Source organism: Micromonospora sp. LA-10, from assembly GCF_051853095.1.
Lineage (GTDB): Bacteria > Actinomycetota > Actinomycetes > Mycobacteriales > Micromonosporaceae > Micromonospora > Micromonospora echinospora_A.
On record NZ_CP195710.1, the window covers coordinates 5167768 to 5179275 of the forward strand.

Annotated in this window: 9 protein-coding genes; 5 read left to right on the forward strand and 4 right to left on the reverse strand. The window is 71.7% G+C overall.

Annotated elements, in window-relative coordinates; translation table 11 throughout:
• Nucleotides 1-17 precede the first annotated feature (17 nt).
• From ACSDG8_RS24415 to ACSDG8_RS24425, 3 genes are all read left to right on the forward strand, one after another.
• On the forward strand, nucleotides 18-359 hold the full coding sequence (locus ACSDG8_RS24415) for an antibiotic biosynthesis monooxygenase family protein (RefSeq protein ID WP_030503150.1): 342 nt from the start codon (nucleotides 18-20) through the stop codon (nucleotides 357-359).
• Nucleotides 360-384: 25 nt separating this feature from the next.
• A complete protein-coding gene (locus tag ACSDG8_RS24420) occupies nucleotides 385-927 on the forward strand; it encodes a hypothetical protein (RefSeq protein WP_221453303.1) in 543 nt (180 codons plus the stop codon).
• Between the two features lie 113 nt (nucleotides 928-1040).
• Nucleotides 1041-2420: a glycine--tRNA ligase gene (locus ACSDG8_RS24425; protein WP_013475540.1), complete on the forward strand. Its 1380-nt coding sequence runs from the start codon at nucleotides 1041-1043 to the stop codon at nucleotides 2418-2420.
• A 66-nt stretch (nucleotides 2421-2486) separates the two neighbouring features.
• Here ACSDG8_RS24425 and ACSDG8_RS24430 read toward each other — a convergent pair whose 3' ends face one another.
• Both ACSDG8_RS24430 and ACSDG8_RS24435 read right to left on the reverse strand, forming a co-directional pair.
• On the reverse strand, nucleotides 2487-3110 hold the full coding sequence (locus ACSDG8_RS24430; protein ID WP_247679340.1) for a hypothetical protein: 624 nt from the start codon (nucleotides 3108-3110) through the stop codon (nucleotides 2487-2489).
• Nucleotides 3085-3450, reverse strand: a complete 366-nt coding sequence (locus ACSDG8_RS24435) for a type IV toxin-antitoxin system AbiEi family antitoxin domain-containing protein (RefSeq protein WP_247679341.1) — start codon at nucleotides 3448-3450, stop codon at nucleotides 3085-3087. The genes ACSDG8_RS24430 and ACSDG8_RS24435 overlap by 26 nt, the downstream gene beginning before the upstream one ends.
• 179 nt (nucleotides 3451-3629) lie before the next feature.
• Here ACSDG8_RS24435 and dusB point away from each other — a divergent pair, with 179 nt between their 5' ends.
• Nucleotides 3630-4793: a tRNA dihydrouridine synthase DusB gene (gene dusB, locus ACSDG8_RS24440; RefSeq protein WP_210898143.1), complete on the forward strand. Its 1164-nt coding sequence runs from the start codon at nucleotides 3630-3632 to the stop codon at nucleotides 4791-4793.
• Nucleotides 4794-4858: 65 nt separating this feature from the next.
• Here the strand turns inward: dusB and ACSDG8_RS24445 are convergent, their stop codons facing one another.
• Both ACSDG8_RS24445 and ACSDG8_RS24450 read right to left on the reverse strand, forming a co-directional pair.
• Nucleotides 4859-5515 (reverse strand): C39 family peptidase, encoded by a 657-nt coding sequence (locus ACSDG8_RS24445; protein WP_439427257.1) that lies wholly within the window; start codon nucleotides 5513-5515, stop codon nucleotides 4859-4861.
• A gap of 950 nt (nucleotides 5516-6465) precedes the next feature.
• Nucleotides 6466-8217, reverse strand: coding sequence for a beta-N-acetylhexosaminidase (locus ACSDG8_RS24450; protein ID WP_374225820.1), 1752 nt, complete (start codon nucleotides 8215-8217; stop codon nucleotides 6466-6468).
• A gap of 456 nt (nucleotides 8218-8673) precedes the next feature.
• On the opposite strand from ACSDG8_RS24450, the gene ppdK reads away from it, so the two are divergent.
• On the forward strand, nucleotides 8674-11409 hold the full coding sequence (ppdK, locus tag ACSDG8_RS24455) for a pyruvate, phosphate dikinase (protein ID WP_210898147.1): 2736 nt from the start codon (nucleotides 8674-8676) through the stop codon (nucleotides 11407-11409).
• Nucleotides 11410-11508 lie beyond the last annotated feature (99 nt).

The following is an 11508-nucleotide window of genomic DNA, read 5'->3' on the forward strand; positions in this document are numbered from 1 at the left end:
CTACGAGGAGGAACGCCGTGCTGGTCACCAACCGGTTCGTGGTGGAAGCCGAAACGGTGGACGAGTTCACCCGGGAGGCGCACGCCGCGCTCGCCGCGCTCGCCGCCCGCCCCGGCTACCTGCGCGGTGAGCTGCTGCGGGCGCTCGACGACCCGGACCACTGGTGCCTGCTCACCGAGTGGGAGTCGGTCGGCGCCTACCGGCGGGCGCTCGGCGGCTTCGACGTCAAGGTCACCGCCGTGCCGCTGCTCGCCCGATCGGTGGACGAGCCGTCGGCGTACGAGACGCTCGCCAGCGCCGCCCCCGAGGGGGAGATCGTCGTCGTCGCCAGCGATCGGGCCGCAGGTCCTTACCGGTGAGTGCCGGGGCACTACCCTGGCGCGTATGACCGCTCCCGGACCGGCCGCACCACCCCCGTCGTCTGTGCCGCCCGCGCCGCCGGCGGACCCGGGGACACCCGCGCCGCCGCCCGGTCCCGGCGCCGCGCCGCCGTTCGCCGCCCCGCCCACCGAGGGCGGGCGGACCCGACTCTGGCTCGGCCTCGGCGCCGGCGCGCTGGCCGTCCTGATCTGCTGCGGCGGAGGCGGCGCGGCGGTGGTCGGCCTGGCCGTGAGCAACGCCCAGGCGATCGGCGAGCAGGGCCGGGCCGTCACCAGCGACTACTACCAGGCGCTCGTGGCCCGCGAGTGGTCCAAGGCGTACGACACGCTCTGCGACGACCTCCGCCGACGCGAGCCCCGGCGGGAGTTCGAGCGGCGGGTGGCCACCGAGCCGCAGATCTCCGGCTACCGGGTCGGCGAGGTCGACATCACCACGCTCACCGTGCCGGTGGACGTCACGCTGGCCGGCGGCCGGCGGGAGGCGCAGACCGTGACGCTGGCCCCGGACCAGCAGACGGGCGGCGTGGAGGTCTGCGGGGTGAGCTGACCGGCCCCCGGTATTCTGCTGGGCTCGGGACGAACGCGGTCGTACCGTTGTCCCGAACAGCCCGGTTTTATCCATCTCAACCGCGCCGACCGCCAGCCGGCGTAGGAGGAAACATGCCAGCCGACCGTATCGACGCCGTCACCAGCCTCGCCAAGCGCCGGGGCTTCGTCTTTCCCTCCAGCGAGATCTACGGGGGCACCCGGTCGGCCTGGGACTACGGTCCGCTCGGCGTCGAACTGAAGGAGAACGTCCGCCGGCAGTGGTGGCGGACCATGGTGCAGCAGCGCGACGACGTCGTCGGCCTCGACTCGGCGGTCATCCTGGCCCGCAAGGTGTGGGAGGCCAGCGGCCACATCGCCGAGTTCGTCGACCCGCTCACCGAGTGCCAGTCCTGCCACAAGCGGTTCCGGGCCGACCACCTGGAAGAGGCGTACGAGGCCAAGCACGGCAAGCCGCTGACCTCGCTGACTGAGCTGAACTGCCCCAACTGCGGCAACAAGGGCACCTTCACCGAGCCGAAGATGTTCAACGGCCTGATGAAGACCTACCTGGGCCCGGTGGAGAGCGACGAGGGCATGCACTACCTGCGCCCGGAGACCGCCCAGGGCATCTTCGTCAACTACAAGAACGTCGAGACGGTCGCCCGCAAGAAGCCGCCGTTCGGCATCGCGCAGACCGGCAAGTCGTTCCGCAACGAGATCACCCCCGGCAACTTCATCTTCCGGACGCGTGAGTTCGAGCAGATGGAGATGGAGTTCTTCGTCGAGCCCGGCACCGACGAGCAGTGGCACGAGTACTGGCTCTCCGAGCGCTGGAACTGGTACCTCGACCTCGGCCTGTCCGAGGAGAACCTGCGCTTCTACGAGCACCCCAAGGAGAAGCTCTCCCACTACTCGAAGCGCACCGTCGACATCGAGTACCGGTTCCGGTTCGGCGGCAGCGAGTTCGCCGAGCTGGAGGGCATCGCCAACCGCACCGACTTCGACCTGTCCACGCACAGCAAGCACTCCGGCGTCGACCTGTCGTACTTCGACCAGGGCAAGGGCGAGCGCTGGATGCCGTACGTGATCGAGCCGGCCGCCGGTCTCACCCGCGCGGTGCTGGCGTTCCTGCTGGAGGCGTACGACGAGGACGAGGCGCCGAACACCAAGGGCGGCGTGGACAAGCGCACCGTCATGCGCTTCGACCCGCGGCTCGCCCCGGTCAAGGTCGCCGTGCTGCCGCTGTCGCGCAACGAGGCGCTGTCGCCGAAGGCCAAGCAGCTCGCCACCGATCTGCGTAAGCGCTGGGTGGTCGAGTTCGACGACTCGCAGGCGATCGGCCGCCGCTACCGCCGGCAGGACGAGATCGGCACGCCGTTCTGCGTGACTGTCGACTTCGACACGCTCGACGACAACGCGGTCACGGTCCGGAACCGGGACACGATGGCCCAGGAGCGCGTCTCGCTGGACCAGGTCGAGCGCTACCTGATCGAGCGTCTCCCCGGCTGCTGATTGTTGTGTAAGGAAGGGCCCCTTCTTAACGCCTCGCGTAGAGAAGGGGCCCCTTCTTAACACCCGTCACCCGGGGGTGATCGGCTCCGCCCGTACACCGGTCCCGGCGCCCACGCCCCGCCGGGCCGCGTACGCGTCCTCCACCGTGCGCCGCACACGGCCCGGCTCCCGGCGGATCTGCGCCGGCGTGAAGTGCAGGACGAGCACCCCGTGCCGGCTCAGCTCGTTGTGCCGGTCCAGCGTCCGCGCCCAGTCGGCCGGGCTTAGGTGGTACTCCCGCGAGTCGACCTCCAGCGCCACCGCGCATTCGGCGAGGTAGCCGTCCGGCGTCGGCAGCCGGGCGCCGTCGGCCGCCGACAGCCGCGGATTCCACAGGATCCCGGTGAGCACGCGGCTGCCGCCCAGGCACTCCCGCAGCTCCGTCTCCGGCGCCGAGCGGACCCCGTCGGTGATCTCCGCGAACGCCTTCCGGATCAGGGCGGTGCGGCTGCGCCGGGCCCGCCGGATCTCCGCGTCCAGGCTGGCCAGGTCCGTGAAACCGCGCTGCACCGCCTCGGCCACCGTCGCCCGTACCGGCCGCAGGTGGCGCAGGTCGCGGGCCGCGTCCACCACCGCCCGCGCGGGCGAGCACACCGGGTACAGCGCGGTCCGCCGGGCCCGCGGATCAAGCTCCAGGGCCCGCGCGATCACCGCGTGACCGGCCGAGCGGCTGCCGCACGTGGTGCGGCAGGATCAGGTGTACGTCAGCGGTGCGCGGGCTGTGCCGGAAGCCGTACCAGATGAGGGCGGCCAGGCCGGTGAGCTGCGCGTCGGCGCCCGCGTAGAGCGCCGCGGAGATGCGTCGTTGCTCGTCGGTGAGGGTGCCGCTGACGAGCGCGTACGTCGCCGGCAAGACCCGCTGCCACAGGCCGCGCCGGGTCTGCCGGTACAGGTACATGTCGTCGTATCCGACGCCGAGAAGCTGCGTCCGCGTGACGATTTGCTGCTGGCGTTCCGCCAGGTCGCTGAGTTCGGGTGGCTGTTCAGGCATGCCCGGCAGCGTGCGGGCTCGACCGCTGCTCTTCCGGCCCGTCCGCGCGGCCTGTGGACACCGGGCCCTGGTGTGGAGAACGTCCGCGCGGCGGGCCGGCTGTGATATGTGCCCCTGTTAACAAGGGGCCCCTGCTCTACCGGAGACGTTAAGAAGGGGCCCTTCCTTACACTTGGGCGGTGACTGCCCCGACGCTGCCCGCGCTGACCATCGGCCCGCACCAGGTGTGGCCGCCGGTGGTGCTCGCGCCGATGGCCGGGATCACCAACGTCGGCTTCCGCCGGCTCTGCCGCGAGCAGGGCGGCGGCATCTACGTCTGCGAGATGATCACCACCCGGGCGCTCGTCGAGCGGAACCCGAAGACGCTCCGCATGATCGCCTTCGGCGCCGAGGAGCAGCCCCGCAGCCTCCAGCTCTACGGCACCGACCCGGAGATCACCGCGGCCGCCGTGCGGATCGTGGTCGAGCGCGACCTCGCCGACCACATCGACCTGAACTTCGGCTGCCCGGTGCCCAAGGTGACCCGCAAGGGCGGCGGCTCGGCCCTGCCGTGGCGCCGCCGGCTGTTCGCCCGGCTGGTCAAGGCCGCGGTGGGCGCCGCGTCGCCCGCCGGGGTGCCGGTCACCGTCAAGATGCGCAAGGGCATCGACGACGACCACCTGACGTACGTCGAGGCGGGGCTGGCCGCGCAGGACGCGGGCGTCGCGGCGGTCGCCCTGCACGGGCGTACGGCCGCGCAGCGCTACTCCGGCACCGCTGACTGGGACGCGATCGCCACGCTCAAGGCGGCCCTCGACGTGCCGGTGCTCGGCAACGGTGACATCTGGGAGGCCGACGACGCGCTGCGGATGGTCGCGCACACCGGCGTCGACGGCGTGGTGATCGGGCGCGGCTGCCTGGGCCGGCCGTGGCTCTTCGCCGACCTGGAGGCCGCGTTCAACGGCAGCCCCGAACGGCGGCTACCAAGCCTCGGCGAGGTGGCGGTGACCATGCGCCGGCACGCCGAGCTGCTGGTGGAGCAGTTCGTGGCCGGCGCCCGCAACCCGGCCCGGGGCGAGCGGGACGGCTGCACCGACTTCCGCAAGCACGTCGCCTGGTACCTCAAGGGCTTCCCGATCGGCAGCGAGCTGCGCCGCTCGCTCGCCATGATCGAGAGCCTGGCGCAGCTCGACGACCTGCTCGGCAAGCTCGATCCGGCCGTACCGTTCCCGGTGGAGAACCTCGGCCAGCCGCGCGGCCGCACCAACTCCCCGGGCAAGGTGTTCCTGCCCGACGGGTGGCTGGCCAGCCGCGACGACGACACCCCGCCGGACGGCGCCGAGCTGGACGACTCCGGCGGCTGAGACCCGGGTACGCGAAAGGGCCCGACCCCTGTGGTGGGGTCGGGCCCTTCGTCATGGTGGTTGGGTCAGGAGCTGTAGCCGCGGCTGGCGATCCAGCGGGCGAGCTCGTCGACGTCCATGCGGTAGGAGGCCTGGTTCGGGTTGGCCGAGTCGGCGATCGTGACGATCTTGCCGTCGTCGCGGTAGCCGACCACGCTGATGTAGTGGCCGCCCTCGAAGGAGTGGGCGTTGCCGTCGGTGTCGGTCGCGGTGCCGGCGATGTTGGCCACCACGGCGCGGCCGTCGTCGACGGTGGTGACCACGTCGGCGCGCAGCTTGTCGACCTTGTCGCGGTCGCGGGCCTTGTCCACGGGGATCTCGGTGGACTTGTAGACGTCCTTACCGGTCTCCTTGTTCAGCACCGGGGTGATGTCGTTGATGGAGTTGGTGCCGGCCTCGGTGGTGCCCATCTCCTGGGCCATGGCGTGCACGTCGATGTTCTTGCCCTGCACGCTCAGGGCGTTACGGGCGGCGGCGGGGCCGCAGAAGTAGAAGTTGGGCTGGGCTTCGTAGCGCACGTCCAGCTCCCGCTCACCGTGGCCCTTACGGTCGGTGGTGACCTGGGCGGCGGCGCGCTCGGCCGGGGTGGCCTGGGCGGCGATGGCGGGGCCGGCGATGCCACCGGCGGTGGCGGCGATGCCGGCAGCGGTCAGAACGGTCTTGCGCAGCAGAGTGGTAGCCATGATCAGTTGCCTCTCTGTCGGGGGTACGCGGCGATGGGGGATGCCGCGAAAGGGGGGAAAGTCTTGGGGGGTGCCCGTCGGTAAGAGGGCTGACACGCGGGCGGCCCGTGGGGGCCTGCTCCTGCGCGGCTCGGGGGATGTAACGACTTGCGGGCCGGGGTCATTCCCGGCGGGCGTCGCCCGGTCTGGCGGCCTGCTCGACAGGCGCTGTCGGCCTGCTCGGCGGCCCGGGGATGTAACGACCGGCGTTCCGACCTGATTCCCTGCCCGCCGGGGGCGGGGCGAGGTGGTCGGCGGGGGGCGGCGCGGTCTGCCATGTACAACGCCCCGCACCCCGCCCCGATTCCAGCCCAGGCGTGGCGCCCACCACGCGCCAACCGGACAATCCGCCCAACGCTGGCCTGGCCAGCGTTGATCAAGGAGTTTGTGTCAGCCGGAGCGCCCAGAACGGACACAAACCCCTTGATCACCGACCCGGGTGGGGTGCTTGTGTGGCGTCGGGTAACCGCACGCCGCGGTGATCAAGGAGTTGGTGGCCGTCGGAACGCCCCGAACGGCCACAAACTCCTTGGTCAACGCGTGCTTGGTGAGTGGCGTTCACGGCCCTGGTAGGCGTGGCCTCATCGTTTCCCCGGCGCACTGCCCCCCGCTCGGCATGATCAACTCCAGCTCGCCGAAGTGGTGGTGTCGCGGGGCCTCTGATGACACCACCTCGGCGAGGTTGAGTTGATCATGGACGATGATGCCGCCACTTCGGGGAAGTGGAGTCGATCAAGCCACGGTGAGCGCCCTGTTGTCCGAGTTGTCCGCCTCAGGGCTGGGTGCTGTTGAGGATCTTGGAAGGTTCGGGGCCCTCGGGGGCGGGTTCGTGCCAAGACCCTGTGCCGCCGACGGGGTGATCATGAGGTTGGCGGCGCTTCGTGTCCGGATTGTCGCCGTCAACTTCATGATCAACGCGGGCTGTTCTCCCGGTGAGGGCGAGGGGTGGGGATGGAGGGAGGCCAGGGGATCTCGGGGGAGGAGTGGAAAGTGATTCCGGCGGTGCTCCAGCGCGGGCCGTGGCCGGCGAGCCGCTCCCGGAACCCGGACCAGTCGTGCGTGGCGCGCGGTGACCAGGCCAGTTCCGCGACGGCGGGCAGGCGGGGGAAGAGCATGAACTCGACCTCGGCCCGCGTACTCACCGACTCGGTCCAGAGCGGCGCCTCCACGCCCAGCACGGCCTCGGCCGGTACGCCCCGCACGTGGGTGCCCGGATCCCACTCGTACGCCCGGCGTACGTCGATCAGACCGGCCCAGTCGTGCCCGATCGGGGTGTCCGGGGCGTACTTCATGTCCAGGTACGCATGGTTGGCGGGGGAGAGGATGACGCGGGCGCCCCGGCGTACCGCGTCGGCGGTCTCCGGGTCGTCGCCGTTCGTGCCCCACCACTGCAGGACGCGCCCGTCGACGTGCTCGGCCGGGGCGAGCTGGTGCCAGCCGACGACTGTCTTGCCGGTGGCGGCGACCAGCCGCTGCGCCCGGTTCACGAAGGTGCGGTAGCTGTCGGCCGGCACCTTGAACGCCTCGTCGCCGCCGAGGTGCAGCCACGGTCCGGGCGTCAGCGCGGCCACCTCGCCGACCACGTCCGCGACGAAGTCGTACGTGCGCTCGTCATCGGGGTCGACGTAGCTGAACCCCACCTCGGTGCCGGTGTACGGCGGCGGCGCGATCTTGCCGGGGGCCAGCTCGGGGTACGCGACGAGCGCCGCGTTGGTGTGGCCGGGCAGGTCGATCTCGGGCACCACTGTCACGTGGCGGCGGGCGGCGTACGCGACGATGCGCCGGTAGTCGTCCCGGGAGTACCAGCCGCCCGGGCCGCCCCCGACCTCGGTCGCGCCGCCGACCTCGGTGAGCCGGGGCCAGGAGTCGACGGCGATGCGCCAGCCCTGGTCGTCGGTGAGGTGCAGGTGCAGGTGGTTGAGCTTGTAGCGGGCCAGGTGGTCGACCACCCGCAGCACGTCCTCGACGGCGAAGAAGTGGCGGGCGACGTCGAGCATGGCGCCCCGGTAGGGGAAGCGCGGACGGTCGACGATCGTCCCGCCGGGCACGGCCCAGCGCGCGGCGACAGCGGTCGGGCTCTCGATCGGCGCGGGTAGCAGTTGCCGCAGCGTCTGCGCGCCGTGGAACAGTCCGGCCGGGGTGGCGGCGTTGATCCGCACGCCGTCGGTGGTCACGTCGAGCCGGTAGCCCTCGTCCCCGAGCCCGTCGCCGACGGACCCGGCGGAGCCGTCGTCGGTCGCCCGGGTCGCGGGAGCAGCGGCAGCGCCCGGAGCGGACGGCGACAGCGTGAGCGTCAGCGGGCCGTCCTCGGCGGCGGGGGCGTCGGCGACCGGCAGCGGGAAGCCGGTGGCCGGGCGCAGCCAGCCGGCGAGCTGTTCGGCCACGTCCAGGCCGGCGGGACTGACCCGCAGCACCGCGTCCGCGTTCAGCGTGAAGTCACCCGTCGGGTCGGGGCGCACCTGCTCGGGCGCCGGGACCACGTCGTCGAGCCGGACCGGCGCCGGCCCGGCGAGCGCCTCGGCGGCCCGGCCCGCGGCGACACGCGCCAGCTCGGCGGCAGGCGTCGGCACACCGGGCAGCACCGCGCCCGCGGCTGCGGCACCGGACAACCCTTCACCCGCAGCCACGGCGGCGGGCCGCACCGCACCGCCGGACGCCACCACGTCGGCCGCCGCCGTACCAGGCGACGGCACCGCGCCAGGCGACGGCACCGCGCCGGACGGCGGGGCCTGGTCGGGGGCGGGCGTGCTGGTGGGACGGGTGCGGGACGGCTCCGGCCCGGTCTCCGGGGCGGCGGGTGTGGTCGGCACGGCGGCGGCTCCGAGGGGTGTATTCGCGCGGGATATGGCAAAGGTGAGGATCCGCGAGACGCAGTGAGTCAAGAGTACGAGAGGAACCGGAATTGCGTGATCGTGCTCATGGAAGCGTTCCCAACAACCCGTACGAACGCGCATAGTGGCGACCGTTGTGCCGAAAGTCACCGAACGCTCCCAGGTTTCGTGAAACTGGCCTAGCCTTCGGCCCACCGACGCTGACGAGCCGGATTACCGGTGGTCACTCCCGGGGTATGTCCGAACTAAACCTTCGTTAAGTGTCAATGGCGCGCGTTGGAGGCTCTGGTGGAAGCGCAGGAATCGGGCGAGCACAAGTACGTGTACGACTTCGCCGAGGGCAACAGGGATCTGAAGGATCTGCTCGGCGGCAAGGGGGCCAACCTGGCCGAGATGACCAACCTCGGCCTGCCGGTTCCGCCCGGCTTCACGATCACCACCGAGGCGTGCAAGGCGTACCTGACGACCGGGCGTGAGCCCGACGGCCTGGCCGCGCAGATCGAGGCGCACCTGGAGTCCCTGGAGCGCGAGATGGGCCGCCGCCTCGGCGACCCGGACGACCCGCTGCTGGTCTCGGTACGCTCCGGCGCCAAGTTCTCCATGCCCGGCATGATGGAGACCGTCCTCAACGTGGGCCTCAACGACCGCAGCGTCGAAGGACTCGCACGTCAGGCCGGCGGCAGTGCTGACCGGGCCGCCTCCGGCGGCGCAGACCGGTTCGCCTGGGACTCCTACCGCCGGCTGATCCAGATGTTCGGCAAGACCGTCTGCGAGGTGCCGGGCGAGGAGTTCGAGCACGCGCTCGACGAGATCAAGAGCGCCAAGGGTACGCACAACGACCTCGACCTGGACGCCGACGACCTGCGCGGTCTGGTCGACGCGTACAAGAAGATCTTCGCCAAGCACACCGGCCGCGAGTTCCCGCAGGAGCCGCGCGAGCAGCTCGACCTCGCCATCCGCGCGGTCTTCGACTCGTGGAACGCGGAGCGGGCGATCCTCTACCGCCGCCAGGAGCGCATCCCGGCCGACCTGGGCACCGCCGTCAACGTGGTGGCGATGGTCTTCGGCAACCTCGGTCCGGACTCCGGTACCGGTGTCGCGTTCACCCGCGACCCGGGCAGCGGCGCGCAGGGCATCTACGGCGACTACCTCGCCAACGCCCAGGGCGAGGACGTGGTCGCCGGCATCCGCAACACCGTGCCGTTGCAGGAGCTGGAGCAGCTCGACAAGACCTCCTACGACCAGCTGCTCGGCATCATGGCCCGGCTGGAGGAGCACTACAAGGACCTCTGCGACATCGAGTTCACCATCGAGCGCGGCAAGCTCTGGATGCTCCAGACCCGGGTGGGCAAGCGCACCGCCGCCGCCGCGTTCGTCATCGCCGGGCAGCTCGTCGACGAGGGCCTGATCGACCTGGACGAGGCGCTGCACCGGGTCAACGGCGCGCAGCTCGTGCAGCTGATGTTCCCGCGCTTCCAGCTCGACCACGAGTTCGAGCCGGTGGCCAAGGGCATCGGCGCCTCTCCGGGCGCCGCGTCCGGCAAGGTCGTCTTCACCTCGGCCCGCGCGGTCGAGCTGGCCGCCGAGGGCGAGGCGGTGATCCTGGTCCGCCGGGAGACCAACCCGGACGACCTCAACGGCATGATCGCCGCCAAGGGCATCCTCACCTCCCGGGGCGGCAAGACCAGCCACGCCGCGGTGGTGGCCCGCGGCATGGGCAAGACCTGTGTCTCCGGCGCGGACGAGCTGGAGGTCAACGTGCCGGCGAAGAAGTTCACAGTGGGCGGGCACGTGGTGAACGAGGGCGACGTCGTCTCGATCGACGGCACCACCGGCAAGGTGTACCTCGGTGAGGTGCCGGTCATGCCGTCGGAGGTGGTGCAGTACTTCGAGGGCGAACTCGACCCGGAGACCATCGACGACGCGCTGGTCCGCGCCGTACACCGGATCATGACGCACGCCGACGCGGCGCGGCGGCTGCGGGTGCGCACGAACGCCGACACCGGCGCGGACGCGGCCCGGGCCCGGCGCTTCGGCGCCGAGGGCATCGGCCTGTGCCGCACCGAGCACATGTTCCTCGGCGACCGGCGCGAGCTGGTCGAGCGGCTCATCCTGGCCTCCGGCGAGCGGGAGCGGGAGGACGCGCTCGCGGCGCTGCTGCCGCTGCAGCGGGCCGACTTCATCGAGATCTTCCGGGAGATGGACGGCCTGCCGGTCACCGTGCGGCTGATCGACCCGCCGCTGCACGAGTTCCTGCCCCCGCTGGAGCAGCTCGCGGTGAACGTCGCGGTGGCCCAGGAGCGCGGCGAGGACGTCGCGAAGGAGGAGGCGCTGCTCGCCGCCGTGCGGCGGATGCACGAGGAGAACCCGATGCTGGGCCTGCGCGGCGTCCGGCTCGGCCTGGTCATCCCGGGCCTGTTCGCCATGCAGGTCCGCGCGATCACCGAGGCCGCCGTGGCGGTCGTCCGTGACGGCGGCAAGGCCTGCCCGGAGATCATGGTGCCGCTGGTCGGGGCCGTGCAGGAGCTGGAGACGGTACGCGCCGAGGCCGAGCGGATCATCGCCGAGGTGGTCGGGGACAGCGGCGTCGAGGTGCTGATCGGCACGATGATCGAGGTGCCCCGGGCGGCGCTGACCGCCGGGCAGATCGCCGAGGCGGCCGAGTTCTTCTCCTTCGGCACCAACGACCTGACCCAGATGGGCTGGGGCTTCTCCCGCGACGACGTGGAGGGCGCGTTCTTCTGGCGCTACCTGGAGCTGGGCATCTTCGGCATCTCGCCGTTCGAGTCGATCGACACCGACGGCGTCGGCCGGCTGATCCGCATCGCCGCCGAGGAGGGCCGGGCGGCCCGCCCCGGCCTGAAGCTCGGCGTCTGCGGCGAGCACGGCGGCGACCCGGACTCGGTGCACTTCTTCCACTCCGTCGGGCTGGACTACGTCTCCTGCTCGCCGTTCCGGGTGCCGGTGGCGCGCCTGGAGGCCGGACGGGCCGCGATCACCACCGCCGGCTCCGACTCCCGCTGACGCCGGCGCGGGGCCGCCGGTGTCCATCGACGGCCCCGCGTACCGCCCGGCGCGCCTTTCCGGCCACCTCGGCGTAACCTGAGCTTCCGCCGCGTGTCG